24 protein-coding genes are annotated in these 25,906 nt (G+C 63.2%); 13 read left to right on the top strand and 11 right to left on the bottom strand.

The genetic code is table 11. From position 1 onward, the window contains the following. Positions 1–244 precede the first annotated feature (244 nt). Both grpE and hrcA read right to left on the bottom strand, forming a co-directional pair. Positions 245–904 (bottom strand): nucleotide exchange factor GrpE, encoded by a 660-nt coding sequence (grpE, locus tag U8330_RS16790; RefSeq protein WP_323106387.1) that lies wholly within the window; start codon positions 902–904, stop codon positions 245–247. Between the two features lie 104 nt (positions 905–1,008). After that, positions 1,009–2,079 (bottom strand): heat-inducible transcriptional repressor HrcA, encoded by a 1,071-nt coding sequence (hrcA, locus tag U8330_RS16795; RefSeq protein WP_416236933.1) that lies wholly within the window; start codon positions 2,077–2,079, stop codon positions 1,009–1,011. Positions 2,080–2,262: 183 nt separating this feature from the next. Here hrcA and rph point away from each other — a divergent pair, with 183 nt between their 5' ends. From rph to hemW, 4 genes are read left to right on the top strand one after another with little or no spacing between them, the layout of a single operon-like run. Continuing rightward, the gene (rph, locus tag U8330_RS16800) at positions 2,263–2,979 is read left to right on the top strand and encodes a ribonuclease PH (RefSeq protein ID WP_323106389.1); all 717 of its coding nucleotides are present in this window, start codon (positions 2,263–2,265) and stop codon (positions 2,977–2,979) included. Positions 2,980–2,986: 7 nt separating this feature from the next. Further along, a complete protein-coding gene (locus U8330_RS16805) occupies positions 2,987–3,409 on the top strand; it encodes a VOC family protein (protein ID WP_323106390.1) in 423 nt (140 codons plus the stop codon). A gap of 9 nt (positions 3,410–3,418) precedes the next feature. Next, positions 3,419–4,066 (top strand): RdgB/HAM1 family non-canonical purine NTP pyrophosphatase, encoded by a 648-nt coding sequence (gene rdgB, locus U8330_RS16810; RefSeq protein ID WP_323106391.1) that lies wholly within the window; start codon positions 3,419–3,421, stop codon positions 4,064–4,066. Positions 4,067–4,100: 34 nt separating this feature from the next. Continuing rightward, entirely contained in the window at positions 4,101–5,246 is a 1,146-nt protein-coding gene (gene hemW, locus U8330_RS16815) for a radical SAM family heme chaperone HemW (protein WP_323107331.1), read from the top strand. A gap of 34 nt (positions 5,247–5,280) precedes the next feature. Here the strand turns inward: hemW and U8330_RS16820 are convergent, their stop codons facing one another. From U8330_RS16820 to U8330_RS16845, 6 genes are all read right to left on the bottom strand, one after another. Then, a complete protein-coding gene (locus U8330_RS16820; protein WP_323106392.1) occupies positions 5,281–6,525 on the bottom strand; it encodes an aminopeptidase in 1,245 nt (414 codons plus the stop codon). A 72-nt stretch (positions 6,526–6,597) separates the two neighbouring features. Beyond that, entirely contained in the window at positions 6,598–7,389 is a 792-nt protein-coding gene (locus tag U8330_RS16825; RefSeq protein WP_323106393.1) for a hypothetical protein, read from the bottom strand. A 30-nt stretch (positions 7,390–7,419) separates the two neighbouring features. Next, entirely contained in the window at positions 7,420–8,712 is a 1,293-nt protein-coding gene (locus tag U8330_RS16830) for a hypothetical protein (protein ID WP_323106394.1), read from the bottom strand. Between the two features lie 148 nt (positions 8,713–8,860). Beyond that, positions 8,861–10,021: a polysaccharide biosynthesis/export family protein gene (locus U8330_RS16835; RefSeq protein WP_323106395.1), complete on the bottom strand. Its 1,161-nt coding sequence runs from the start codon at positions 10,019–10,021 to the stop codon at positions 8,861–8,863. Between the two features lie 156 nt (positions 10,022–10,177). Next, positions 10,178–11,221 (bottom strand): polysaccharide pyruvyl transferase family protein, encoded by a 1,044-nt coding sequence (locus tag U8330_RS16840; protein WP_323106396.1) that lies wholly within the window; start codon positions 11,219–11,221, stop codon positions 10,178–10,180. A gap of 2 nt (positions 11,222–11,223) precedes the next feature. Then, entirely contained in the window at positions 11,224–12,192 is a 969-nt protein-coding gene (locus U8330_RS16845; protein ID WP_323106397.1) for a polysaccharide pyruvyl transferase family protein, read from the bottom strand. On the opposite strand from U8330_RS16845, the gene U8330_RS16850 reads away from it, so the two are divergent. The 5 genes from U8330_RS16850 to U8330_RS16870 all read left to right on the top strand — a co-directional run bounded on the left by U8330_RS16850 (position 12,169) and on the right by U8330_RS16870 (position 17,844). After that, positions 12,169–13,692, top strand: a complete 1,524-nt coding sequence (locus U8330_RS16850; protein ID WP_323107332.1) for a glycosyltransferase family 1 protein — start codon at positions 12,169–12,171, stop codon at positions 13,690–13,692. The two genes, U8330_RS16845 and U8330_RS16850, sit on opposite strands and share 24 nt — an antisense overlap. Beyond that, complete coding sequence (locus tag U8330_RS16855; protein WP_323106398.1) at positions 13,689–14,414, top strand: hypothetical protein; 726 nt, start codon at positions 13,689–13,691, stop codon at positions 14,412–14,414. Before U8330_RS16850 ends, U8330_RS16855 begins: the two co-directional genes overlap by 4 nt. Before the next feature lie 9 nt (positions 14,415–14,423). Beyond that, positions 14,424–15,692, top strand: coding sequence for a capsular polysaccharide biosynthesis protein (locus U8330_RS16860; RefSeq protein ID WP_323106399.1), 1,269 nt, complete (start codon positions 14,424–14,426; stop codon positions 15,690–15,692). Between the two features lie 142 nt (positions 15,693–15,834). Further along, positions 15,835–17,154 (top strand): glycosyltransferase family 1 protein, encoded by a 1,320-nt coding sequence (locus U8330_RS16865; protein ID WP_323106400.1) that lies wholly within the window; start codon positions 15,835–15,837, stop codon positions 17,152–17,154. A 15-nt stretch (positions 17,155–17,169) separates the two neighbouring features. After that, positions 17,170–17,844 carry a hypothetical protein gene (locus U8330_RS16870; RefSeq protein WP_323106401.1) on the top strand — a complete coding sequence of 225 codons (675 nt, stop codon included), beginning with the start codon at positions 17,170–17,172 and terminating at the stop codon, positions 17,842–17,844. A 52-nt stretch (positions 17,845–17,896) separates the two neighbouring features. Here the strand turns inward: U8330_RS16870 and U8330_RS16875 are convergent, their stop codons facing one another. From U8330_RS16875 to U8330_RS16885, 3 genes are all read right to left on the bottom strand, one after another. Further along, positions 17,897–18,958: a polysaccharide pyruvyl transferase family protein gene (locus U8330_RS16875; RefSeq protein WP_323106402.1), complete on the bottom strand. Its 1,062-nt coding sequence runs from the start codon at positions 18,956–18,958 to the stop codon at positions 17,897–17,899. Between the two features lie 57 nt (positions 18,959–19,015). Beyond that, positions 19,016–20,293: an adenylate/guanylate cyclase domain-containing protein gene (locus U8330_RS16880; protein ID WP_323107333.1), complete on the bottom strand. Its 1,278-nt coding sequence runs from the start codon at positions 20,291–20,293 to the stop codon at positions 19,016–19,018. Positions 20,294–20,414: 121 nt separating this feature from the next. After that, entirely contained in the window at positions 20,415–21,122 is a 708-nt protein-coding gene (locus tag U8330_RS16885) for a transcriptional regulator NanR (RefSeq protein ID WP_323106403.1), read from the bottom strand. An 82-nt stretch (positions 21,123–21,204) separates the two neighbouring features. On the opposite strand from U8330_RS16885, the gene oiaX reads away from it, so the two are divergent. From oiaX to U8330_RS16905, 4 genes are all read left to right on the top strand, one after another. Continuing rightward, positions 21,205–22,521: a 3-oxo-isoapionate-4-phosphate decarboxylase OiaX gene (gene oiaX / locus U8330_RS16890; protein WP_323106404.1), complete on the top strand. Its 1,317-nt coding sequence runs from the start codon at positions 21,205–21,207 to the stop codon at positions 22,519–22,521. Positions 22,522–22,549: 28 nt separating this feature from the next. Next, positions 22,550–23,884 (top strand): four-carbon acid sugar kinase family protein, encoded by a 1,335-nt coding sequence (locus U8330_RS16895; RefSeq protein ID WP_323107334.1) that lies wholly within the window; start codon positions 22,550–22,552, stop codon positions 23,882–23,884. Positions 23,885–24,038: 154 nt separating this feature from the next. Then, a complete protein-coding gene (locus tag U8330_RS16900; protein ID WP_323106405.1) occupies positions 24,039–24,866 on the top strand; it encodes a phosphogluconate dehydrogenase C-terminal domain-containing protein in 828 nt (275 codons plus the stop codon). Between the two features lie 66 nt (positions 24,867–24,932). Continuing rightward, positions 24,933–25,874, top strand: coding sequence for a D-ribose ABC transporter substrate-binding protein (locus U8330_RS16905; protein WP_323106406.1), 942 nt, complete (start codon positions 24,933–24,935; stop codon positions 25,872–25,874). The last annotated feature ends 32 nt before the right edge of the window (positions 25,875–25,906 follow it).

A 25,906-nucleotide genomic window follows, 5' to 3' on the forward strand; every position in this document is an offset into this window, starting at 1 on the left:
GCGAGCGCAGCCATTCCCCACTTCCGTCATCCTCGGGCTTGTCCCGAGGATCTGCTGCCGGCGCTCTGGAGCCACCAATCGCACACCATGATTCCAGCCGCCCCGTAGAAATCACAGAGGCGGGATCGGATCCTCGGGACAAGCCCGAGGATGACGGAGAGGGCCGTGGGTTGGGCGACCGTATGGCAGCTTCGCGGAGGTTGCCATCGGGCGTGCGGGGCGTGCGCACGCCCGGTTGGAGGCCTCAGGCCGAGGGCGTTTCGCTCTCGGCGGCGGCCGCCTTCGGGCCGCCCTTGGCGACCCCGACCATGGCGGGGCGCAACACGCGTTCGCCGATGGTGAAGCCCGCCTGGACAACCTGGACCACCGTGTTGTTCGGCACGTCTGGATTGGGGATCTCGAACATGGCCTGGTGGAAGTTCGGGTCGAACTTCTGCCCCTCCGGCTCGATCTTCTTCACGCCGTGGCGCTCAAGCGCAGACAGCATCGAGCGCTCGGTCAGTTCGACCCCTTCGATCAAGGTCTTGAGTCCGGCATCGGCGCCATCGCGCGCTTCGCTCGACACCGCTTCCAGCGCCCGGCGCAGATTGTCGGAAACGGCGAGCATGTCGCGCGCGAAGCCGGCGACGGAATAGGACTTGGCGTCCTTCACGTCCCGTTCGGTGCGCCGGCGCAGATTGTCCATTTCGGCGGCGAGCCGCAGATAGCGGTCGCGGAAATCGGCCGCTTCCGCACGGGCGAGCTCGAGCGGATCCGGCTCGGAAACGGCCGGGTTCGGATCGGCAAAAGTCTCAGCCACGCCTTCGGCGGCGCCTGCGTCAGCGCCGGCCTCAGGCATCTGGACGGCTTCGGTTTCGGCCGCGTCGTTCGCCTGATTTGCGTGTCTTTTCGTCTCGTCGGTCATGACGTCTCCGGAATGAACTATGCGTGGTGAATATGCCGCCGATATCGAACTTCGGGGCGTGAAAATCAAGAGCGGGCGGCATTTCGGCCGTACCCGTCTCCGCTCTAGCTGGTCTGGCGGGAGAGCCGCGACATCAACTGCGCGGTGTAATCGACCATCGGAACGATCCGCGCATAGTTCAGCCGCGTCGGCCCGATCACGCCGACCGCGCCGACCACCCGGTCCTCGCCATTGCGATAGGGCGCAACGATGAGCGAGGAACCGGAGAGCGAGAACAGCTTGTTCTCCGAGCCGATGAAGATGCGCACGCCGGGACCGGCTTCCGCGAGGTTCAAGAGCTCGATCAGGCTGTCCTTCTTCTCGAGATCGTCGAACAGCATGCGCAGCCGATCGATATCCTCCGCCCCGGTCAATCCTTCGAGCAGATTGGCGCGACCCCGCACGATGAGCTGCGTCGGATGGCGGTCCTCGCTTTCTTCACCCGACCAGATGGCAAGGCCACGCTCCACGAGGTCGCGCGAGAGCGCATCGAGCTCGCTGCGCACCTGCTCCTTGACCTTCTGAAGCTGGCTGCGCACCTCGCCCAGCGTCTGCCCGGCCAGATGTGCGTTCAGGAAATTGGCGGCCTCGGTCAGCTGAGCGGATGTGACGCCCGCCGGCAGCTCGATGATCCGGTTTTCCACCTGGTCGCCGGCACCGACCAGCACGGCGAGCGCCTTGGTCGGCGCCACCCTCAGAAACTCGACATGCTTGAGCACCGGATCGGCCTTGGCGGTCATGACCAGGCCGGCGCCGCGCGACATGCCGGACAGGAGCTGGCTCGCCTCTGTCAGCAGCGCTTCCACCGGCTGCTCGCGATTGCCCCGGCGGATCTGCCGGTCGATATTGGCGCGGTCCTCGTCGGAAAGATTGCCGACCTGCATGAAGGCATCGACGAAGAAGCGAAGCCCGATCTGCGTCGGCAGGCGGCCGGCGCTGACATGGGGGGAATAGATGAGGCCGAGATCCTCCAGGTCGCTCATCACATTGCGCACGGAGGCCGGTGAGAGCGACATGGGCAGCAGCCGGGACAGGCTGCGCGACCCGAGCGGCTCGCCGCTTTCCAGATAGCTTTCCACGATGCGACGAAAGATCTCTCCGGATCGTTCGTCGAGCAGCGCCAGGCGATCGCGCATTGCTGTCGTGTTCACCGCCATCAGTCTCTGTTGGCCCTTCTTGCCGTTTCGCCCTCGAAATATAGGACGTCTGCGCCTCCGACAAAAGGCCAAAGCCGCCCTGCCTTATCTTTGAGCGGCCGCATTTCCCTTACCTTCGACATAGGCTAGAAGGCACCCACAAGAACGATAAGGAGTGAACCCATGCGTCCCTCGGGCCGGAAAACAGATCAGATGCGCCAGGTCTCCTTCGAGCGCAACGTCTCGAAGCATGCCGAGGGCTCCTGCCTCGTCAAGTTCGGCGATACGCATGTGCTGTGCACCGCGAGCCTTGAGGAAAAGACGCCGCCATGGCTGCGCAACTCCGGCAAGGGCTGGGTGACGGCGGAATACGGCATGCTGCCGCGTGCCACCGGCGAGCGCATGAAGCGCGAGGCCGCCAGCGGCAAGCAGAGCGGCCGCACCCAGGAGATTCAGCGGCTGATCGGCCGCTCGCTGCGCGCGGTCGTCGACCTGCAGGCGCTCGGCGAACGGCAGATCTCGCTCGACTGCGACGTGATCCAGGCCGATGGCGGCACCCGCACGGCCTCGATCACCGGCGCCTGGATCGCGCTTCATGACTGCCTGAAGTGGATGGAAGCGCGCAACATGGTCAAGGTCGAGCGCGTGCTCAAAGATCATGTCGCTGCCATTTCCTGCGGCATCTTTGCCGATCAGGCCGTGATCGATCTCGACTATCTGGAGGACTCCGCCGCCGAGACCGACGCGAACTTCGTCATGACCGGCGCCGGCGGCATCGTCGAGATCCAGGGCACCGCGGAGGGCAAGCCGTTCTCAGAGGCCGAGTTCGCCTCGCTGATGGGCTTGGCAAAGAGCGGCATCAGCGATCTCGTCTCGCTGCAGAAGCAGACGATCGCCTGAGGCACGAATGGCCGCAATCCGCACGCAAGCTCTGGCCGGCATTCTGGAAACGGCGCTCTATGCGCCGGATCTCGATGCGGCGGAAGCCTTCTACGGCGGCGTCCTCGGCCTTCGACAGATCGGCAAGGTCGAAAACCGCCACATCTTCTACCGATGTGGCGCCGGTGTGCTGCTGATCTTCAACCCGGAAGAGACGGAGGCGCCGGGACCCGGGCTTCCCGTTCCGCCCCATGGCAGCCGCGGCCCGGGGCATCTCTGCTTCCGCGTTGACGCCGCAGCGCTGGACAGCGTCAAGACCGGGCTGCAGGACGCGGGCATCGCCATCGAGGCGGAGATCACCTGGCCGACAGGCGCCCGCTCCTTCTATTTCCGCGATCCGGCCGGCAACAGCCTGGAATGCGGCGAACCGAAACTCTGGAACCTGGACTGAGGGGCCGACATGACACGCACGCTCGACACCAAGACCCTGATCGTCGCCAGCCACAATGCCGGCAAGATCCGCGAAATCCGCGACCTGATCGGCCCGCTCGGCTTCTCCGCCCAGTCGGCCGCCGACCTGAACTTCATCGAACCGGACGAGACCGGCACGACCTTCGAGGAGAATGCCACGATCAAAGCCTTGGCTTCGGCCCAGGCTGCGGGCCTTCCTGCACTTTCGGACGATTCCGGCCTGGTGATCGACGCGCTGAACGGCGACCCCGGCGTCTATACCGCCAACTGGGCCGAGACGGCCGATGGCACGCGCGATTTCGCCATGGCCATGCAGAAGGTGGAAGATGCGCTGCAGAAGGCCGGCGCCACGACCCCCGATGCCCGCAGCGCCCGCTTCGTCTCCGTTCTCTGCCTTGCCTGGCCGGACGGGCATGTGGAACTGTTCCGCGGCGAAGTGGAAGGCACGGTCGTCTGGCCGCCGCGGGGAACCCAAGGGTTCGGCTACGACCCGATCTTCAAGCCGGAGGGCCATGAGACGACATTCGGCGAAATGAGTGCGGACGACAAACACGGCTGGAAGCCCGGCGATGCGACGGCGCTCTCGCACCGCGCCCGCGCCTTCAAGCTCTTTGCGGAGACCTGCCTTGGGGCATGATGCACCGGCGCGCCTGCGCCACCTGACCGACAGCATGGATCCGGGCTTCGGCGTCTATGTGCACTGGCCGTTCTGCGCGGCCAAATGCCCCTATTGCGACTTCAACAGCCATGTCCGCCACCAAGGCGTGGACCAGCCACGTTTCGTAGCCGCCTTCCTGACCGAGATGATGGCCATGCGCCAGCTCTCCGGGCCGCGCAGCGTCACCAGCATCTTCCTCGGCGGCGGCACGCCGTCCTTGATGAACCCGGCGACCGTTGAGGCGATTCTCGACGGCATCGCCAATCTCTGGCATGTGCCTGACGGCATCGAGATCACCATGGAGGCCAATCCCTCGAGTGTCGAGGCGACGCGCTTCCGTGGCTACCGCTCGGCCGGCGTCAACCGCGTGTCTCTCGGCGTCCAGGCGCTGAACGACCGGGACCTGAAGCTGCTTGGCCGGTTGCACGATGTGGAGAATGCGCTGACCGCGATCCGGCTGGCGCGCGAGATCTTCCCGCGCATGTCCTTCGACCTCATCTACGCCCGGCCGAACCAGACGGTGGAGGCCTGGGAGGCGGAGCTGAAGCAGTCGGTGTCCTATGCCGTCGACCATCTCTCGCTCTACCAGCTGACGATCGAGGAGGGCACGCCCTTCTACGGCCTGCACAAGGCGGGCAAGCTGATCGTGCCGGACGGCGACCAATCGGCGCTGCTCTACGAGGCGACGCAGAGCATTACCGCGGCGATCGGCATGCCGGCCTACGAAGTCTCCAACCACGCGGCACCCGGCGCCGAAAGCCGCCACAACCTGACCTACTGGCGCTATGGCGACTATGCGGGCATTGGCCCCGGCGCCCATGGCCGCCTGACCGTCGGCCGCGACAAGCTGGCGACCGCCACGGAACGTCAGCCGGAAGCCTGGCTCGACCATGTCGAGCGCCACGGCCATGGCATGGTTGATCGAGAATTGCTGGACCGCGAGGAGCAGGCCGACGAACTGCTGCTGATGGGCCTTCGCCTCAAGGAAGGCATCGACCTCACCCGCTGGCAGTCGCTTTCCGGCCGCATGCCCGACCCGGACCGCGAGGCGACCCTGATCGAACACGGCTTCATCGAACGCCTCGGCAACTCCCGCCTGCGCTGCACCCCGGCCGGCATGCTGATCCTCGACGCGGTGGTCGCCGATCTGGCGTGTTGAAGAGGGGCATCCGCCCCTCTCTACGTCTCGCGCCTTAAGCCCACTCGCCCTTGCGCATCACCGGCACGCGGCTGCCGTCCTCGCGCAGGCCGTCGATGTCGACCTTGTCGGAGCCGATCATCCAGTCGATGTGGATGAGGCTGGCATTGCCGCCGCGGGCCTTGATCTCGTCTTCCGAAAGCGTGGCGCCGTTCAGGAAGCACTTGGAATAGCACTGGCCGAGCGCGATGTGGCAGGACGCGTTTTCATCGAACAGGGTGTTGTAGAACAGGATGCCGCTGGCAGAGATCGGCGAGGAATGCGGAACGAGCGCCACTTCGCCGAGCCGGCGCGCGCCTTCATCCGTATCCAGCACCTTCAGCAACACCTCTTCGCCCTTCGACGCCTTGGCCTCGACGATCCGCCCGCCTTCGAAGCGGACCTGGATATCGTCGATGAGGGTGCCCTGGTGCGAAAGCGGCTTGGTCGAGGAAACATGGCCTTCGACCTTCAGCGCATGCGGCGTGGTGAAGACTTCCTCGGTCGGGATGTTTGGATTGCAGGTGATGCCGTTGCGCGCCTGCGAGGCGCCGCCATGCCACTCATGCTCGTCGGCAAGGCCGACGGTCAGATCCGTGCCGGGCCCTGTGAAATGGAGCGCGGAGAAGCGCTCGCCGTTGAGCCAGGCCGAGCGGCGGTGAAGCTCGGCATTGTGCGCCTTCCAGGCTTCGACCGGATCGTCCAGATCCACCCGCGCGGCGGCGAAGATGGCATCGGCCAGCTTGGCCACCGCGGCGTCGTCGCTGTCGCCGGGGAACATGACCTTGGCCCAGGCGAGGCTCGGATAGGGCACCAGATTCCAGTTGATCTCGAAATTGGCGATCTTTTCCAGCGCCGGGCGATAGGCGATCGACTGCGCCTTGTTGGCGCGGGCGACCTTGGCCGGGTCCTGCGCGGCGAGCATCAGCGGATTGTCACCGACGACCGCGAGCCGCGCGGCATTGCCGGCATAGGCCTTGGCCATCCCTTCATAAAGCCAGTCCGCGGCGCGATCGAAGCTCTCGTCGGACGCATGTGCATAGCGCGCCAGCGTCGCCTCCTCGTCGGAATAGATCGTCGTCACCAGCCCGGCACCGGCGAGATAGGCATGTTTGGTAATCAGCCGGACGAAGGGCGCGGTGTTGAGCGGCGCCGTCATGACCAGATCCTGCCCCCGCTCAAGCCTCAACCCAATCTTGACGGCGACCTCGGCGAGCTTGTCGAGTTTGTGGGGATCGATGGAGGACGGCAGGGATGTCATGGGGGACCTTCGTGGCTGATATGAAAACGAACGCGCTTCACAAGCTAGGAATCAAAGCCGTGACGTCCAGCCTCAATTGGCACTGCGGTAATTTCGCAACGCGCGTTCAATGGCAAGACCGAGGACCATAACGGCAGCCGTCCAGCCGAGAAGATAATTCACCGACAGGAGATGCGTGGGATAGGTCGGATAGAATGCCGATCGGCACAGCGCAACGAAATGCATGATGGGACTGAACGAGAGATAATAGCGCATCTGCTCGTTCATATATTCGGGAATGTAGAAGACTGCCGCGAAGAAGATCTGCACGCGCGCGATGATGCCCCAGACCATTTTCCAGATGGGGATCAGATACATCAGCACCGCGTTCACGAGTCCGATCCCGAAAGCGAAGAGCGAGATCAGAATAAGAAACTCGACCAGCGCAAAGGGTCGGTACGGCATGATGAAGCGCGAACTGCCGAAGAGGCCGATCATCGCCAGCATAGTGATGAAGATGATGGTGAAGGACAGGAACTCGATGAAGCAGCGTGCGATCGCGTAGTCGATCGCTTCCACATAGGGAATGATCGTTACGGCCCGCGCAGCGTCGATGGCCGTCGCGGCACGCAGCGAAATGATCCGGAAATACAGGACCGGAAAGAGCCCTGTCATGATGAACAGCAACAAACTGTCGCCGATCAGAAGTTTATGGTGCAGGACCTCGAAGATGATCCAATGCACCACGATCGTGAACATCATCTCGCCGAGATCGAACAGCTGCTTGAACGCATGCTTGCTGTTTCTCAGGCGAACCTCTCGGATCGTCAGCGCACTCACGATGCGCAGCTGACGCGAGATACCGGTGGTGATGACGTCACTCATGCGCGTCTCTCGAGCTGCGTCGCCGCCATATCAGGCGTGATCGCGGATGCTGTAGTAGATGAGCGTGAGGACGATCCAGACGCCGCATGCGGACAGGAAGAGCAGCATCGTATCGGCAAAGACGAGCGGATAGGATGCGATTTGCGGCAATCCCGGCTGCACATAGGTTGCCAGGTAGATATAGTTGTTGTTGGCCAGAACACGAGCCGTTTCGTAGTTCGTCAAGGCTGACTGGTAGAGCTTCGTCGCGATATCGAGATCGGCTTTCAGCTCGTCATAGCGCGAGACCATCGCGGCGTCTGCCATGGCGACGTCATCGCCATCAGACAGCTCGCCGGTTGCGGTGACCTTGCTCTGCATCTCGTCGATCTGTGCCCGTGTGGCATCGATCTGGGACTTGAGCACGGCCAGGCGCGGCGACTTCGGATCCATATAGCTGGTGAGGGAGCCGTATCGGCCCTCAAGTTCCGCGAGCGAGGCGCGCAGCTTCCCCTGAAGCTGCAGCTTGCCTTCCGCTTCCATACGGGCATCGATCGTGCGCTGTCCGGTCCGCAGCGCCGTTTCCTGGGCCCGAACTTCTTTCATCCGCGCTTCGGCGATGTCGAGTTCCTTCTTGGCATAGCCAAGCTGCCCGAAACGGGCTTTCTCGGAAATCCCGTTGACCAGTTCCTCGCACAACACCTTCAGCGTCGATGCGATCTTCATCGCGTCTTCGGGATTGAAAGCGGTTACCTGAACGGTGTTGATCCCCGTGGTGATGTCGAAGCTGGTCGTGATGCGCTTGCCCCAGTACTTCACCAGCTTTTCAACCGAGACGTTCTCGCCGAGCCGGGAGATCGGATCGATCGTGTCGCGCGTGTACATGGCGCGCAAGTCGACTTCCTTTTGAAGGGCGTCGACCACATCGCGACTTTCGATGTAATCGGAAACGATGAAGCTGTTCGACAAGGCGATTGCCGCTGCGCCGGACTGGGCAATCGGCGCACCTTCGGCCGGCCGCACGGAGAAGCGGAACTCGGACACATATTGCGGGGAAGCAAAGAAGGCGAAATAGCAGAAACCGATCGTCGTAGGGACGATCACCATGAGAAAGAAGGCGATCCAGGTGCCGGAAAAACCGCCCTTGGTCTTGGCGGCCAAGGTTGCCATCTTCTCCGAACGGTAGGTCACGCGGGTCTTGCGGACCGGCCGCGCCGGTACCTCCGGCATCTTCCGAGCGACCGGCATCTGCTTCATCGGGCGAACTTCGTCGAGCCTGAGAACGAGGGCACTGTCGCGCTCGCGCGTTTTTACCTTGTCAGGCTTCGCGTTGGATTCCGACACTCGCATCTCCTGGTCACACCATAGCGCCGATGCAACGCGTCATAGCATGACGCCCGCCTGTTCGAAAGTCCGGCCTGCAGCCTGCCGTGCGCTGTTCAAGCAGGCGATGCAGGAGGAAAGCGGCGCCTTTGAGGCGCTGCCTGTCCGATTACTTCTCGAGGTTCTGTAGCGAATTGCCGACCTGGGCCACCTGGGCCACCGGCGCCGCCGTCGAAGAGACGAGGGTCGCGAATTTGCGAACCTCCGCCAGCGACGCGTTCGCGATGTACACAAGGTCCCGATTCCGCATGGCGAAGCCCTTGAGCAGGAAGAAGCCGCTCGGATCCCTCAGATCGACCTGATAGATGACATTGGTCGTCGGCCCAAGGGGCGAAACCTTGCCATGCGTCAGGCGGCGCACAAGTTCGGAGGATTCCGTCCGATAGATGAAAATGCCCTTTGCATTGGCACGCTCGTCGCTGAGGCCACCCACCTTGGCCAGAGCCTGGTTCAGGTAGAGTTGCGATTCGTCGAACTGGACCGACGCATTGGCATAGGTCGCACCGAAGACCGTGAAGCTGCGCGGCTGGCGGATCAGCGCGATCACATCATCCGACTGCACGGAAATATTTTCGGCAGGATCCGAAATCAACCGTTCCATCGGAATCGTTTCGGTCCGACTGCCACGGGTGATCTGAACGGAAAGCTGATGCGACTCGATGCGAGGTCCGCCGGCCTCCGCGATGACGTCGATCAGCTTCTCGCCGCGAGCGGACAAGGGAATTCGTCCGCTGCGCGCGACCTCGCCGGTGACCGTCACCGTGTTGGAAACGTTCTTGATGACGCTGACGAGAACCTGCGGCTCGACCGCCATGCGCGCCAATGCTTTTTCGACGGCCTGCTTCACCTGCTCCGGGGTCCGGCCTGCTGCCTGGATGTTTCCGGCATAAGGAACGGAGATCATTCCGCTTTCGGACACGGGCTGCTCGGGGATCACCGTGGCGCCATGACCGTTTCCGGTGCTGAACAGGCCTTCCGGCGAGGCCTCCCAGATTGAGACGGCAACGGAATCACCGACGCCGATGATCGATGAGCTGCGCTTGCGCCCGTTGCCGAGCGTGTTGGCAAGCTGGTTTTCCATGGTGGTGGAGAGCATGGCGATCGCGTCGGGCGTGACGTCGATAAGCGTGTAGGGAGCATAGCTCTCCTTGCCGCCGCGCTCGATTGCGCCTGCGCTGGGGCCCGATGTTGGCATGATTGTGCAGGATGTCGTGACGAGGCCGATGGCAGCCGTCATGGACAGCAGGGCAAGTCTTGAAAAGAGCGGCATATGCATCCTTGCGCGCGAGGCTCCCGGTCAGGACGCCCCCGCCCTCGAAAGTCCAATGCCGTTGTCGATATAACAACAGCATCTGTTAAACAATGACCTCCCAGCCGCAGCCGCATAAGAAATTTGGCTTGTGGCAGGTTGGCCGAAAAGCCCGCATCAATATCGGTTTGTGTTCAGGATGTCGGGTCGGCACCGCCAGACCTTGTCCTTGAACCGCACCGCATGCCGCAGCGGGAACGCGTCGAACAAATCCTTTCCGGTGTAGGTCAGCCCCTCCCAATGACGATCGATGAAGGCCATGGCCTCCTCCCAGCGCGTTGCCTCGTGCAATGGCTGGAAATAAGTCAAGACCGCATCCCGGCCGACGCCGCCATAGAAATCGATCATTCGATGATCGATCGGCTGTGGACCGTCGAACGGCAGGAAACCGGCCTCACCCCGGTTTGTCGAGAACCAGGCGCAGGGGATGTTGTAGGTCTCAGCAATGACCAAACCGTGAAGACTGGTCGAGAGGATACGCTTGCATTCGGCGATCTCGCGCACTTTGCGCTCGAAAGCCTCTATGGTCGGGTCGGTGTAGGTGTTGATGATGGCGATATCGTCAACGAGACCGGCCGGGATGCCGTAACGCAGAAGAGACGCCTTGACCTTCGCCGCGGCCGTCGCCTCTTCCAGTTCGGAAATGTGGACGATGATCCCCAGTTCCCTTCGCTTCGTTAGCCCCTCCAGCGGGAAGATTCGCGGCAGGAACCAGACCGGGTCGCCGAACACCTCGGGAACCTCGATACCCAACGCCCGCAACCCCTTGGCCGTCTGGCGACCGCGCACGGCATGCACGACAAGCTCCGTCTCGTCGGGCACGCGGTATCCGGCAACGGCGCCGGTGGAATTCCGGCTGAGATCGAAGCCGGTCCCCCAGAGATGAACGCGGCCGTTGCGCTGCGCGTGGCCGATCGTTCCGACGGCAGCCATGCGCTCGATCGGCTGATCGAAGGAAGACGGCTTGATCGCCAAGCCGGACATGACGGAGACCACGACGGCACTTAAGGCATCGCCAAGATTGGCGTCGGGATGCTGCTGAGTCGTCCAGACCCAGGAGAGGCGAACGGCAGACGGGCTACCATTCTCTTCCCTCACCAGAACTCCATCAGCAGGCGCAGGCTTGCGGGCGAACAGGCGTCGCGCGACATCGAGCGGCATGATCAGGCTCCCGTGCTGCGGCGGGTCAACCGGGAGAGCCAGCCGGGACGTTTTTCCTCTTGCCTGGCAGCCGGAGGCGGCGCGGTCCTTTCCATGGGAAGGGCGCGGATCAGCGGATGGTCGAAGGCGCTGCCGGTCGCACCTTTCTCCAGCATCGCAAGCGGCAGCGGAAAGGCCTCGATCAGCGGCTGGTCGTCGAAGGACTTCGGCACCCAGATCCGATCGACCGCCTCGATGACGGATGTCCAGTCGGTTTCCTGCTTGCGCGGCTGGTACCAGACATCGAGCGTATCGAGCCCAAGGCCGCGATAAAGATCGACGAAGCGGAGATCGAGTCCCTCCTCGGCGGTCAGATCGATCTTCCCTGCTCCGGCTTTCTGCGCACGCGGCGAAAAATAGAGACAAGGGATGCCGTAGCTTTCTGCAAACACCATGCCGTGCAGACTGGTCGAAATGATCCGCTTGCAAGCAAGGATGTCATCCAGTCGCTCGCGCAGGGCATCCACCGAGATCGGTGTGACCGTATTGATCAGCTTGACGGCCGAGCGGTCCTGATCCCGAACGATGTGGCGCAGGGCACCGTCCTTGGGATGTGCATCGTAGTCGCGGTCAGCCAGTTCCGAGAGGTGCAGGATCACCCCCAGTTCGTAGCGCTTCTTGACTGGCGCAGTGTGAAAGCGCGGCAACAGCCAGAGCGGATCACCGAAAACGGCAGGGCCAGTCGCATCCGGCGCGAGAACCCGCCGGCTGAACGGTCCGCGCGTGGCATAGACCGACATGCGCGTCTCTGCCGGCGGCGTGTAGAGAATCTTCTCCTCGTCCGACTGGTGCGGATTGAGATGAGGCGACGTGCCCGTTCCCCAGAACGAAACATCGCCGCCGGAGAACATGTGGCCGATCGTTCCGACCGCAGCCAGGCGCGTCGCCGAGGACTTGGCCGCAACGTGATGGACCGGCAGACCGGACATCATGCCGACGATGACGGCGGACAGGGCATCGCCGAGATTGAGATACGGCTCTTTGCCGGTCGTGGTGACCCAGGAAAGCGGGATGGAACCGTTGGCGGCAACGAGATCGAGGAGGTCTTGGGACAAATCACACCCTTGCGGCCAGACGTGGGAACCAGCGGACCGGCCGTCGGCACCGCCCGTTTGAGAAGCGCCGGGCGTATACCACAGCGATGTTCTGTGCGAAAGTACAGGGGTAACGCTGCACGACCGCATGATCAAACGAGGAAAAGGCGGCGCGGGCCCGGTCAGCCCTCAACAACGTCGTCGATCCTGCAGGTTTCTATGTACCGACTATCCATGGCCCCGCTGCATGTCGCAACCCGGCGGGTTCTTTTCGATATCTCAAGGCTGGCACGAAGCCTCGACAAGCCTTTCGGCACCGGCGTCGATCGCATCGACTTGGCAATCGGCCTCGATCTCGTCGCGCGGTTTCAGGACGACTGCCATTTCGTCCACGCCGGCCTCCACGGCGTCCGGCGGCTTCGTCCGCAGGAAGGCCGCCAGATCCTCGACCATCTCGACACAGCCTGGAATGACGGAGGCGGCCAGATGACCAAACGGTCCATGGGGCTTGGCCTCGTCTGGCGCAGCTGGTTCGGGCGGCGCCATGACCGCTTCGACGACCTCGCGGCGGCAGACACGACCTATGTCGTCGCGTCCCATTCCGGCCTGGGCAAGGTGAAAGGCGCGCTGCGCAAACTTGATCCGGAGGCCCGCATGCAGCGGCTGGTCTACATCCACGACCTGATCCCGATCGACTATCCGGAATATCAGAGACCGGAAACGCTGCCGCAGTTCCGCACATATCTGGATGAAGTTCTGGATGCGCCGAGCCGGATCGTCACCAATTCGGCCGATACCGCACGCCGTATGACATCCTATGCCGAGAAGCGCGGCTACGCGATCACGGGCATGGATGTCGTCATCCCACATTTAAGTTTCCGTCCGGCCCCTGCCATTCGAGCGAGCGGACCGGTCCTGGACGTCATCGAGGATCCTCGCCCGTTTTTCGTCACGCTCGGGACGATTGAACCACGAAAGAACCATCTTCTGCTGCTGCACATCTGGCGCGATCTGGCCGAGCGGGGGCACACCCCGCGTCTGTGCATCATCGGCAAGCGCGGTTGGGAGAACGAGAACATCGTGGACATTCTGGATCGGTGCGCCGCGCTCAAGGAGCATGTGCTGGAGTTCGGAAGTCTGCCCGACGAGGATGTCCAAGCCCTGCTTCGGCACAGCCGTGGCCTCTTGTTCCCGTCTTTTGCCGAAGGGCTTGGCATTCCGCTTCTGGAAGCAGCCGCCCTTGGAACGCCGGCGATCGTGTCCGACATTCCCGTCTTCCATGAAATCGCACCGAGAGGCACCGTTTTCCTCAGCCCGGTTGACGGACTGGGTTGGATGCGCGAAATCGAAGCTCGCAGCACAGGCGACGCACCGGCAAGACAGGATCTGCACGCGTGACCGTGACTTTCAAGAACGTTTACAAGACGCTCGGACGCAAGGCCAAAAGGACGCTTGTTTTCGAAGGCGCATCGGCAGAGATTCCCGGTGACAGGATCACCGGAATTCTAGGCGCGCCGCGCAGCGGCAAGTCGACCATGGCCAATCTGACGATCGGCAAGGTGCGGCCGGATCGTGGTTCCGTTCGCCGGGGCTCCCTCGTCTCGTTTCCGATGGCCAGCGGCGTCGTGTTCAACGGCTCGCTGACCCCGCGCGAAAACCTTGCCTTTCTGTGCCGCGTGTTCGGTTTCGACCCAGTGCCAATCATCCGCTTCGTCAGGGACTTCACGGAAGCGGGCAAGTGGATGGACAAGCCGATGCGCGAGGTCGACCGCGACACGCGCACGCGCCTGGTCTTCACCGCCGGCTATGCCATCCCCTTCGAAACCTACATTGTCGATGAAAACATTCTCGGTGGCAGCGGGGAGTTCCGCGAGCGCTGCGTGGACCTTGTGGCAGAGCGGATGCAGACCGCGGGCTTCATCATCTACACCTCGTCGCCCAGCCTTTTGAAGCGGTATTGCACGGACTTCTTCGTCATCGACCAGCATCAAATCTTCCCCGCGGCAACAGTTGACGATGCGGTAGCGCGGCTTGGCAGCGACCATGTTCGGGAAGGAAGCGGGGAGGTCGACGGGATCGACGAGACGGGCGAAGAAGTCAACGATGTCAGCCCGGGTTGACGCAAACGCATGGCGCCTCTCCCTTCAGCAAAGACAACGCCGCGCCTGACCTACGCCTTCCATATGCAGGCCTGGAAGCGTGCCTTCCTTTGCCGCTATTTCCCGGAACGTCGTTTCCTCTTCGTTCCGTTTCACCTTTCCCATGACGATTTGACGCGCACTGTCCTTGGGGCAATCGACCCTGTACAGAAGCCGGATTTCTTCGTCTGGAGCGTCAACCTGCCTGATGCGGCGAGGGATTTTGCAGCGCGTCACGCCATCGACGTCTTCTATGTTGAGGACGGGTTCATTCGCTCCGCCGTACCGCAGGCCGGGCGAACGCCCCCCCTCTCGCTGATCGTCGACAGCCGCACCCCCTATTTCGACAGCCGGTCGCCGTCCGATCTCGAGATCCTGCTCGCAACTTACGATTTCGACGGCAACCCGCTCCTGATGCAACGCGCGGAATCGGCCATGGCGACGCTTAGGCGAGAGGGCATCGGCAAGTACAATGGCGGCGCGGTATCTGGCAGACCGTTGTATGGAGAAAAGACACGCCGACGCGTTCTGGTTCTAGGCCAGGTCGATGGCGACGCCTCGATCCGCTATGGGTCAGACGCACCGATCACCAATGACGCTCTCGTTCGGCTGGCAGCGGCCGATCGACCCGATGCCGAGATCATCTACAAGCCGCATCCCGACGTCCTTGCAGGGGTTCGATCGTCTGGCGCGAAGCTGGAGGAGCTTTCCCGCATCGCTACCATCCTCAAGGCCCGCGCGCCGCTGGCCGAGGCGCTCAAAACCGTCGATCATGTCTATGCCATGACCTCGCTTGGTGGATTCGAAGCGCTGATGCGCGGGATTCCCGTCACCGTCACCGGCCTGCCCTTCTATGCCGGCTGGGGCCTGACGGACGACCGCCACCCCAGCCCTCGCCGGACACGACGGTTGACGCTGGCGAAACTCTTTGCCGGCGCCTACCTGCTCTATCCGCTCTATTTCGATCCGGACACCGGCGAACGGACCAGTTTCGACCAGGTGATCCGCACGTTGCATCGGCGTCTTGCCCCCGCATTCGAAGGCCCGGAGAGCGATGCCGCGCGCCGGGACGCCTTCGGACGGTTCGGCTGGCGGCGCTGCTTCTCGCCGCTCGTTTCCGCCATCATCCGGCAGGTCGGAACCGAGGAAGATGCACGCTATTTTGCGGCCTTCCCAGCCGATTTCTTCCGCGAGCGACCGGAACGATCCCTGCGTCGAATCGGGCGATGTCTCTACCCGTCATCTCAAACCCGGACTTGAGGGCCGGGGGGTAGCGCAGTTGCGTCACGACCAGCATTCGCTTAGATAGCGCCTTGCCCGCTGCCTCCGAGCGGACCACTGGCCCGGACAAAATGCCGATGCCAGGTCGGCGACCCCTTCTGGAACAGGAACGACGTTTTCGATGGCCAAACCTCGCATCATGATCGACGGTTTCAACCTGGCGCTGGAAAAGGGAACGGGCATCGCCACCTACGCTCGCAACCTGGCGGAGGAGGTCAAGGATCTCGGCCATCCCGTCGATCTGCTTTATGGCGTGCGCACGGGCGGCAAATCAAAGCTCCTGTCGGAAGTCGGTTTCTTCGATCCGTCCGGCTTCAAAATGACGCCGCCAGCCGTGATCCGCCAGCTGGTGACATCCCCACTTGGCACGAGGGCCAAGGAGATCGAGCTGACCGGCAAGGTCATCGCCCGCCATGTGCAGGGCCTGCTGCCGGTGCATGACCGGATCGTCAACCGGCCGAACCTCTTCACCTTTTCCCGTTGGCATTTTCGAACCTACGGCCAGTTCCTCGATGTCGACTACGACAATTCGGCGCAGATCGCCCATTGGACCTATCCGATGTCGGTCAAGATGCCCAAGGCCGCCAACCTTTATACGATTCATGACCTTGTGCCGCTGCGCCTTCCCTATGCGACGCTCGACAACAAGCGCGAGTTCATGAAGGTGGTGCGTCGCATCGCCGATAAGGCCGACCACATCGTCACCGTTTCCGATGCCTCCAAGATCGACATCATGAACCTGCTCGACGTCGACGAGAGCCGGGTTACCAATACCTATCAGGCGGTCCGCCTGCCGCAGAAGATTCTCGACAGGGATGAGGACACCGTGCGCGACGAGGTGGAGATGTTCTTTGGCCTTCAGCCGAAGAAATATTTCATGTTCTTCGGCGCGATCGAGCCGAAGAAGAATGTCGGACGGCTGATCGAGGCCTATCTTGCCAGCCAGTCTCCCTATCCGCTTATCATTGTCGGACAGCTCGTCTGGAAGGACGATCGCGAGCTCCGCCTTCTGAATGCCCTGGTCCCGGAGCCTGACAGCGGACGTCTGGCGCCACCGCGCAGCAGTGGACAGAAGAAGGGCGGCTCCATCATGCGGGTCGACTACCTGCCCTTTAGCTTGCTCACCTCGCTCGTGCGCTGCGCCCGTGGCGTTGTCTTCCCCTCCCTGTATGAAGGCTTTGGCCTCCCTATCCTCGAAGCGATGCAGCTGGGCACCGCCGTGATTACTGGCACCGAAGGCGCCAATCCGGAGGTTGCTGGAGACGCGGCCGTCCTGGTCGACCCTTATGACGTTCAGTCGATTGCTGGCGGCATTCGTACCCTGACTTACGACGACGACATCTTGACGCACTACGAACAGGCAGGCCGCGCACGTGCCGAGCTTTTCTCCCCCGCACGCTATGCCGAACGGCTGCAGTCGCTTTATGCGAAATTCTCTTGATGGGGTGCCGAGACCATGAGTGAGTCGAAGGCGAGGCTGGAGCACCTGAGCCAGCGGGCGCGCGAGGCCGCGGTGACCGGCACAAGCCCCGAGGTCGCAGCCTTGCTTCTCGAGCTGGCCGCAGCGCTCGACGAGGTTCAGATCCAGATGGATGACGTGCGGCGCGAAGCGTTCCGCGAAGGCATTCGTGGCGCGGCCAAGGTCATCCGCAACAGGCAGGCGACACCCGGCTCGGCGCTGGGCGACATGTTGTCGGCAGCCAATACCGACCCGGATGCCTTTGCCGTCGAGGTCGAGAAGGCAGGAGCAAAGGAGCCGGTCACGCTCAACCTGCTGCGAAAACTGCGCGGGAAAGTGAACAATGCCACCGAAGGCACGGACGAGATCGACGAGGATCTGAAGACGATCTATTATTCGGTCATGAATGACCGGAATCCGACCGCAGCCGATATTCTGCCCCCGGGTTCTCCGTCGCGATCCCTGGATGTGGCGACCTTCATGATCGAGCGTATGCTGCGCGACGGCTGGTGGACGCTCGGCAACAGTGGCGTCAACGCCGGCGAAAAGCCTGTCGGGAAAATCGGACTGAACGCGCAGCAAAGCTCAAAGCCGCATACGGCGGAAACAACGCCGCTCGCGCTGATTTCAGCCCTTCTGTTGACGCTCATCGACACAAGCAAGGGCCGCTGAACGCCGAAGGCGCAGGGGATATGACATTCGCTTGAGCCTGGGGCCTCTTACGTCAGGCTGCAGGCCGCTTTTTGTCAGCCAGTTTCAAGTCGCGAACATCATGCTGCAGCGCGAGCGCCTGCAGAAGGGGATGGTCCCAGATCGTCCGCCCTTCCGGCGCGCTCAACAGATTGAGATCGAGCGGGAAGGCTTCGATCAGCGCCTGAGCATCGAACGGCTTTTCCCGCCAGCTTTTGTCGATCGCTGCCATCAGCGCCTCCCAGTCCGTCTCCATCCCGTGCGGCTGGGTGTAGACAGGAAGCGACGTTTGGCGCAGACCGCGGTAGAGATCGAAGACGCGGGGGTCCATGTTGCAGGCGCCCTCCAGGCTGCGTGACGCAAGCCCCGTCTCGCCGCCGCTTGTCGGAAAATGCAGGCAGGGAATGCCGTAGCTTTCTGCGAACACCATGCCGTGCAGGCTGGTGGAGACGATGCGCTCGCAGGCGCGGATCTCGTCGATCCGCTCCTTCATGCCTTCCATGCTGATCGGCGTCACCGTGTTGATCAGGTGAACGTCGTCGGCCAGATGAGCGGGGATCTTGTAGCGGATCAGTTCCGGCTTCACATGCGCCTCGTAGGCGCGGTCGGAGAGTTCGGAGAGATGGACGATGACGCCCAGTTTCCACTTCTTCTCGACTGGCGGCGCGTAGAAGCGCGGCAGCAGCCAGACAGGATCGCCATAGACGCCCACCGAGCCCTCCGGCTTGCCGGTCAGCAACGCTTCCGAATAGGGACCACGGGTGGCGGTCACACGAAATCCCTTCTCGTGCTCGACGGAAAAGGCAAGGCGCTCGGCCTCCGGCGCGGAAGGATTGGACCAGGCGGAGCACCCGGTTCCCCAGAACCAGACCTCGCCGCCGGAAAACCCATGGCCGATCGTTCCGACGCAGGCCATGCGCAGCGAGGACGACTTGCTCGGCACGCGCTCGATATCGCGACCGGCAAGCAGGGCCACCATCACGGCGCTCAGAGCATCGCCGATGTTCAGGTAATCCATCGCCATCGTGGAGCCCGCCCAGGACAGGGGCACCTTACCGGTTTGACGCACATGTTCGGCAAGCCGGTTGGTTTTCATCGCGAAATGCTCCTGAAGCCAGCGTCCGCGGTTCAAGGCACCGGCGGAAATCAGGCGCTAGAAATCGTTCTTTGGGCTCGAAGTCAAGGCGGCCAACGAATCGGGCAACCGGGGCTCCATCGCCTCCTCCGGCCGCGGCATCAGCGTGAAAAGCTCCTGCGCCAGCTTGACGCCGCGCAGGGCATAGCGCCCGATCGACACGACCTCCCGGTCGCTTGGCGGCGGAGCAGCGGAGACGAAGGGGGAGGACATGAGGACCGGGCGATCCACGAACCGGCAGAGCGAGGCGATGCGGCTGACCTCGTTGACGGCCGGGCCGATGACCGTGAAATCCAGCCGGTCGGCGCTGCCGATATTGCCGTAGAACACATCGCCGATGTGGAGCCCCAGATAAACCAGGGTGGTGGGTCGGCCGGCAGCGGTCCGCTCGGCATTGAGAACCGCGAGCTTGGCGCGCAACAGGCGCTCGGCCCGCAGCGCCTGCCGGCAGGCTTCCTCGCGGTCCTCGGCCTTGAAGATCGCAAGAGTCCCGTCGCCGATCAGCTTCAGCACATTGCCGCCGGCCTCGTGGATGGCCGAGATGACCGCATCGGCATAATCGTTGAGAAAGGGAATGATGTCGTCCGGCGCAAGGCTTTCGGTGATGCGGGTGAAGCTCTGCAGATCGGAAAACCACAGCACGGCCGAGATCCGCTCGGCACGTCCGCGGGAAATGCGCCCCTGCAGCACCCGCGTCGCAGCATCTTCGCCCAGGTAGACGCGAGCGATGGTGTGGGAGATCCTGTTCAGCGACCCCGCCTTGATGGCCAGCGCCAGCACCGGCACGAGGCTGCGCAGGGCCGCCAGATGCTCCTCGGCAAAGCCTTCCTCGTCGGTCGTCACCCAATTGGAATAGAAGCAGTCCATTTCGCCGATATGGCTGTCTTGGGCAAAACGGTGGATCATCGCCACATAATCCCGATGGCCGGCGGCCAGCAGCGTGTCGAGCATGAAGAAATCCAGCGGCTCGCCAAAGCCGATCCGGCGGCGAATCTCGTCGCCATTGGTCTCGCGCAGATGATGGAAGGCGGAGCGCTTCCAGTTCTCCGCCGCATTGCCTTCATCCGACGGGCCGTAATCGAAGACGCTGTCGACCTCTTCGCGGCTGTCCCACTGGAAGGCCCGGCCCTCATAGACCGGGTGGAGCGTATCGATCAGCGCCAGCGCGCGCGAGATCGGCAGCCCTGCGGCCACGCAGCGCTCGCAGAACCCCTGGAGAATATGACCCTCGTCGGTGCCCTTCAGCCCCTGGGTGGTGAGCCAGGCGGCAATGCGGTCTATCTCGGTTCGGTCCATCATTGCGCATCTCCTGCTGCCGGCCGGATCGCAGGCAAGGACGATCGGGTCCGCCCTCGCAGCGATTCGGAGGAGGCGGAGGGTCTAGACCCAAAAGCCGGCAGAGGGAACCGAGCGCGCCTCAGCGCGGCGCGTAAAGGGCGCGGGAGCGCTCCAGATGCTTGCGCATCGCCTCGTCGGCCGCCTCCGGATCACGCGCTGCCAGGCAGCTGATGATTTCTTCATGCTCGGCAAGCGTGAACTTCTCCTTGCCGGTCCAGATCAGCATGTCGGTGTGGTATTCGCGCAGCCAGGCGAGCATGGCCTCGCTCAAGGCCACATAGATCGGATTGCCGGAAATGCGGGCGATGCGGGTGTGGAACTCCATGTCGGCGGAAATGAAGGGTTCGGCCGCGCCAAGGGATGTCCGCTGGCGCTCCAGAATCTCGTCCAGCGCCTCGATATCCTCCGGCGTCGCCCGCAGCGCCGCCTCGCGCGCCATGCCGCGCTCGAAGAAGATGCGCGCGCTTTTCAGATGTTCGAGCGAATCGGAGGATTTGGCGAGCATGATCTTGGCGGCCACATCCACCTGGCGAAAGATCGAGCGTGCCGTGAGTTCGAGGACCCGCGCCCGCTCGCCATGCGAAATCGCCACCAGCCCCATATTGGCCAGCGCCTGCATCGCCTCGCGAATGGCGGGTCGGCCGACATGGAAGCGCTCCATCAACTCCCGCTCCGACGGCATTTCGTCGCCGGGGAGAAGCTCGCCTTCGGTGATCATGTCCTTCAGCCGCGCGAAGACCTCGTCGGAGAGCTTTCGGCGGACGATCGGTTCGTCGATTTTCGTCATGGGTCTCACGGTCGTGTCAGGCCCTCCTTGTGGCACGAGCGGCACATGGCTGCAAAGTGGCAGTTCTGCGGAAGCCAGAGCCATGGGCTTGCACCAATGCTATACTCATTATACCAGTTGCTCAACCGAGCCTGAGGAGAGAAGCATGATCACCGTCACCTACCGGATCGAAACGCCCGGCAGCGTCGAGGCGATGGCGGAGAAAATCGCAAGCGATCAATCGACCGGGACCTTCGTGCCGGTTCCGGGCGAGACGGAAGAGCTGAAAGCCCGCGTCGCTGCCCGTGTGCTGGCCGTCCGCCCCCTCGATGACGCGAAACGCCCGAGCTGGCCGGAGGCCGCAGAGGAAACAGGACCGATCCGCCGCGCCGACGTCGATATCGCTTTTCCGCTCGAGGCGATCGGTACCGATCTTTCGGCGCTGATGACGATCGCCGTCGGCGGCATCTTTTCCATTCGTGGCATGACGGGCCTGAGGGTCGTCGACCTGAAGCTGCCGCCCGAATACGGCGCGGCGCACCCCGGCCCGCAGTTCGGCATTGCCGGCAGCAAGGCCCTGACCGGCGTCTCCGGGAGGCCGATCATCGGCACCATCGTCAAGCCGGCGCTCGGGCTCCGCCCGGCGGAGACGGCGGCGCTCGTCGGCGAGCTGATCGAATCCGGCGTCGACTTCATCAAGGACGATGAGAAGCTGATGAGCCCGGCCTATTCGCCGCTCAAGGAGCGTGTGGCGGCCATCATGCCGCTGATCCTCGACCACGAGCAGAAGACCGGCAAGAAGGTCATGTATGCCTTCGGCATTTCTCACACGGACCCCGACGAGATGATGCGCAATCATGATCTGGTCCTGGAGGCGGGCGGAAACTGCGCGGTCATCAACATCAATTCGATCGGGATGGGCGGCATGGCGTTTCTGCGCAAGCGCTCCGGTCTTGTCCTGCACGCTCATCGCAATGGCTGGGACGTGCTGACCCGTCATCCGGGCGTGGGATTCGATTTCAAGGTCTGGCAGCAATTCTGGCGCCTTCTTGGCGTGGACCAGTTCCAGATCAACGGGATCGGCGTGAAATATTGGGAACCGGACGAAAGCTTCGTCGACTCCTTCAAGGCCGTGTCCACACCGCTCTTCTCGCCCGCCGATTGCCCGCTGCCGGTGGCAGGGTCCGGCCAATGGGGCGGGCAGGCGCCTGAGACCTACCGGCGGACCGGGCGGACGCTGGATCTCCTTTATCTCTGCGGTGGCGGCATTGTCAGCCACCCACAGGGGCCGGCCGCGGGTGTGCGCGCCGTTACGCAGGCCTGGGAAGCGGCGGTGAAGGATATCCCGCTCGAAACCTATGCGGTCGATCATCCGGAACTTGCCGCCTCGCTGAAGAAATTCGGAGGGAAGGATGCCTGAGCCCATGATCCCGCGGATGCCCCTGCCGATGACCCCGCTGCTGCTCAGCTATTACGGCGACGATTTTACCGGATCGACGGATGTCATGGAGTCGCTCTCCGTCCATGGCGTCGACACCGTGCTGTTTCTGCGCATTCCCGACGACGCGCTGCTTGCGCGCTTTTCCCATTGCCGCGCCATCGGCCTTGCCGGCACCAGCCGCAGCGAAACGACAGGCTGGATGGATGAGATGCTTCCCGAGATCTTCTCTTTCCTGAGAAGCCTGAAGGCGGCCGTCTGTCACTACAAGGTCTGCTCCACCTTCGATTCGAGCCCCGAGACCGGCAATATCGGCCGGGCGGTCGAGATCGGCGCCCGCCTCTTCGACCAGCCGGTCGTGCCGCTGCTGGTCGGCGCGCCGCAGCTCAAGCGCTACACCGCCTTTGGAACTCTGTTCGCCGCCTATCAGGGCGAGACCTACCGGATCGACCGGCATCCCGTCATGAGCCGGCATCCGGTCACGCCGATGCGGGAGGCGGATCTTCGGCTGCATCTGGCGGCGCAGACGGCGCTGCCTGTTCGCCTCGCCGATCTTGCAACACTTGCCGCCGGCGATGCCGACAGCCGCATCGATGCCCTGATCGAGCGCTTCGAGGGCATGCTGCTTCTCGATGTCGACAGCCTGGACAGCCAGAGGGCGGCAGGGGCCCAGCTTGCCCGCCTCAACCATCGGGGTCTGCGCTTCATGGCTGGCTCCTCCGGCGTCGAATATGCGCTCCTCTCGCGCTGGCAGGCGGAAGGCATCACGCCGGGCCCCCGCGCCTTCGACGAGCCGGGCGCCGTGGAGCGGATCGCGGTCGTCTCCGGCAGCGTCTCTCCCACCACCGAACGGCAGATCCGCCAGGCAGAGGCGGACGGCTTCGACACGGTGCCGGTCGATCCGCTCGCCTTGCTTGGTGAAGGCAGCGAGGCCGCCCGCCAGGCGGCTGTTACCGCCGGCATGGCCGCCCTCGACCAGGGCCGCAGCGTCGTTCTTCACACGGCGCTCGGTCCGGCTGCGGATCAGGGCGAAGCGATCGACCGTGTGGCCGGCAGCCGCCACAGGATCGGCCAGACGCTTGGCTCCATCCTTCTCGCCCTTGTGGAACAGGCAGGACTGACCCGCGCCGTCATTGCCGGCGGCGACACGTCGAGCCACGCGCTGACCGCACTCAAGGTCGATGCGCTGACGACGCTTCTGCCCTTACCGCAAACGCCGGGTTCGCCGCTCTGCACCGCGCATGGCGCGCACGCTCCGACGAACGGGCTGCAAGTTTCCCTGAAAGGCGGCCAGGTGGGAACGGACAGCTACTTCGCGCAGATCCGGGACGGACGGCGCGCCTGATCTCTGGAGTGCGGGGACGAAGGCGCATCAAGAAGGTAACTGACTGCTTACCTTAGGAGCATCCATGGCAACCCCGATTTTCCGACTCGTAATCTCATTGACTCATTATACCAGTTGGCTATAGTGCCGCCACAGGAACAGCAGGTGAGGATTTATGACTGCGATCGCAATCTTCGGCGCCGGGGGCAAAATGGGCACCCGACTGGCGCGCAATCTGAAAGGCTCGCGCTTCGACGTGCGCCATGTCGAGGTCAGCGACGCCGGACAGGCCAAGCTGAAGGCCGAGCTCGGGCTCGACTGCGTGCCGGTCGATCAGGCGCTGTCCGGCGCGCAAGTGGTGGTTCTGGCCGTGCCGGATACGGCGATCGGCAAGGTGGCCTCCGGCATCGTCTCCAAGCTTGCGCCGGGCACCATCGTGGTGATCCTCGATGCGGCTGCGCCTTTTGCCGGCCATCTGCCGGAGCGCGCCGACATCACCTATTTCGTCACCCATCCCTGCCATCCGCCGATCTTCAACGACGAGACGGACATGGCCGCGAAGAAGGACCATTTCGGGGGAATTGCCGCCAAGCAGCACATCGTCTCGGCGCTGATGCAGGGTCCGGAAGAGCATTACGCGATCGGCGAAGGGGTGGCGAAGACCATTTGGGCCCCGGTCATGCGCTCGCACCGGGTCACGGTCGAGCAGATGGCGATCCTCGAGCCCGGTCTTTCCGAAACCGTCTGCGCCTCGCTGCTCGTCGTCATGAACCAGGCGCTGGAGGAATGCGTGAAGCGCGGCGTGCCGGAGCAGGCCGCGCGCGACTTCCTGCTCGGCCATATGAACGTGCTCGGCGCCGTGATCTTCAAGGAAGTCGATGGCGTCTTCTCCGATGCCTGCAACAAGGCCATCGAATTCGGCATCCCGGCACTGATGCGCGACGACTGGAAGCGGGTCTTCGAGCCGGAGGAAATCGCCGAAAGCATTCGGCGCATCACCTGACGCGCCGGCACCCAAGCGGCCCCGCAGGGAGGCGGGGCCGAGACAACCATCCAAAGGGAGGACACCATGAAACTGACACGCAGACTGACGCTCGCGGCGCTTGCCGGCGCGCTTGCCCTCGGGACGGCCATGCCGTCCTATGCGGCGGACCTGATCGCCATCATCACGCCCAGCCACGACAACCCCTTCTTCAAGGCCGAAGCCGTCGGCGCCGAAGCGAAGGCGAAGGAGCTCGGCTATGAGACGCTGGTTCTCGTCCATGACGACGACGCCAACAAGCAGTCGCAGCTGATCGATACCGCCATCGGCCGCGGCGCCAAGGCGATCATTCTCGACAATGCCGGCTCGGAAGCCTCGATCGCCGCCGTGCAGAAGGCCAAGGATGCCAAGATCCCGTCCTTCCTGATCGACCGCGAAATCAACGCCACCGGCGTCGCCGTTTCGCAGATCGTGTCGAACAACTACCAGGGTGCTCAGCTCGGTGCCGAGGAGTTCGTGCGGCTGATGGGCGAGAAGGGCAATTATGTCGAGCTGCTTGGCCGCGAAGCCGATCTCAATGCCGGCATCCGCTCCAAGGGCTATCACGACATCATCGACGAATATCCGGACCTGAAGATGGTCGCCCAGCAGTCGGCCAACTGGAGCCAGACCGAAGGCTATTCGAAGATGGAGACCATTCTCCAGGCCAATCCCGACATCCAGGGCGTGATCGCTGGCAATGACACGATGGCCATGGGCGCGATTGCCGCGCTGCAGGCTGCCGGCCGCAAGGACGTGATCGTCGTCGGCTTCGACGGCTCCAACGATGTGCGCGACTCGATCAAGGCGGGCGGCATCAAGGCGACCGTCATGCAGCCGGCCTATGCGCAGGCCCAGATGGCCGTCGAGCAGGCCGATGCCTACATCAAGACCGGCAAGGCTCCGGCGGAAGAAAAGCAGCTGATGGATTGCGTGCTGATCAACGCCGACAACGCCGACAAGCTCGAAACCTTCGCGCTCAAGGATTGATCCTTTCAATGGACCAAGCGGACGGGGCGTGA

Source organism: Rhizobium sp. CC-YZS058, from assembly GCF_034720595.1.
Lineage (GTDB): Bacteria > Pseudomonadota > Alphaproteobacteria > Rhizobiales > Rhizobiaceae > Ferranicluibacter.

What these genes read in the sequence shown, in the direction of transcription:
- U8330_RS16845 (WP_323106397.1), bottom strand. Translation starts at nt 12,192, where the DNA reads ATGATGTCCGGTCTGCCGGTCCATCACGTTGCGGCCAAGTCCTCGGCG.
- U8330_RS16895 (WP_323107334.1), top strand. Translation starts at nt 22,550, where the DNA reads ATGACCCCGCTGCTGCTCAGCTATTACGGCGACGATTTTACCGGATCG.
- U8330_RS16860 (WP_323106399.1), top strand. Translation starts at nt 14,424, where the DNA reads ATGGCGCCTCTCCCTTCAGCAAAGACAACGCCGCGCCTGACCTACGCC.
- U8330_RS16840 (WP_323106396.1), bottom strand. Translation starts at nt 11,221, where the DNA reads ATGCCGCTCGATGTCGCGCGACGCCTGTTCGCCCGCAAGCCTGCGCCT.
- rph (WP_323106389.1), top strand. Translation starts at nt 2,263, where the DNA reads ATGCGTCCCTCGGGCCGGAAAACAGATCAGATGCGCCAGGTCTCCTTC.
- U8330_RS16905 (WP_323106406.1), top strand. Translation starts at nt 24,933, where the DNA reads ATGAAACTGACACGCAGACTGACGCTCGCGGCGCTTGCCGGCGCGCTT.
- U8330_RS16835 (WP_323106395.1), bottom strand. Translation starts at nt 10,021, where the DNA reads ATGCCGCTCTTTTCAAGACTTGCCCTGCTGTCCATGACGGCTGCCATC.
- U8330_RS16865 (WP_323106400.1), top strand. Translation starts at nt 15,835, where the DNA reads ATGGCCAAACCTCGCATCATGATCGACGGTTTCAACCTGGCGCTGGAA.
- hemW (WP_323107331.1), top strand. Translation starts at nt 4,101, where the DNA reads ATGGATCCGGGCTTCGGCGTCTATGTGCACTGGCCGTTCTGCGCGGCC.
- U8330_RS16825 (WP_323106393.1), bottom strand. Translation starts at nt 7,389, where the DNA reads ATGAGTGACGTCATCACCACCGGTATCTCGCGTCAGCTGCGCATCGTG.
- U8330_RS16885 (WP_323106403.1), bottom strand. Translation starts at nt 21,122, where the DNA reads ATGACGAAAATCGACGAACCGATCGTCCGCCGAAAGCTCTCCGACGAG.
- rdgB (WP_323106391.1), top strand. Translation starts at nt 3,419, where the DNA reads ATGACACGCACGCTCGACACCAAGACCCTGATCGTCGCCAGCCACAAT.
- U8330_RS16850 (WP_323107332.1), top strand. Translation starts at nt 12,169, where the DNA reads ATGGACCGGCAGACCGGACATCATGCCGACGATGACGGCGGACAGGGC.
- grpE (WP_323106387.1), bottom strand. Translation starts at nt 904, where the DNA reads ATGACCGACGAGACGAAAAGACACGCAAATCAGGCGAACGACGCGGCC.
- U8330_RS16805 (WP_323106390.1), top strand. Translation starts at nt 2,987, where the DNA reads ATGGCCGCAATCCGCACGCAAGCTCTGGCCGGCATTCTGGAAACGGCG.
- U8330_RS16820 (WP_323106392.1), bottom strand. Translation starts at nt 6,525, where the DNA reads ATGACATCCCTGCCGTCCTCCATCGATCCCCACAAACTCGACAAGCTC.
- U8330_RS16875 (WP_323106402.1), bottom strand. Translation starts at nt 18,958, where the DNA reads ATGAAAACCAACCGGCTTGCCGAACATGTGCGTCAAACCGGTAAGGTG.
- U8330_RS16900 (WP_323106405.1), top strand. Translation starts at nt 24,039, where the DNA reads ATGACTGCGATCGCAATCTTCGGCGCCGGGGGCAAAATGGGCACCCGA.
- hrcA (WP_416236933.1), bottom strand. Translation starts at nt 2,079, where the DNA reads ATGCGCGATCGCCTGGCGCTGCTCGACGAACGATCCGGAGAGATCTTT.
- U8330_RS16880 (WP_323107333.1), bottom strand. Translation starts at nt 20,293, where the DNA reads ATGGACCGAACCGAGATAGACCGCATTGCCGCCTGGCTCACCACCCAG.
- oiaX (WP_323106404.1), top strand. Translation starts at nt 21,205, where the DNA reads ATGGGCTTGCACCAATGCTATACTCATTATACCAGTTGCTCAACCGAG.
- U8330_RS16870 (WP_323106401.1), top strand. Translation starts at nt 17,170, where the DNA reads ATGAGTGAGTCGAAGGCGAGGCTGGAGCACCTGAGCCAGCGGGCGCGC.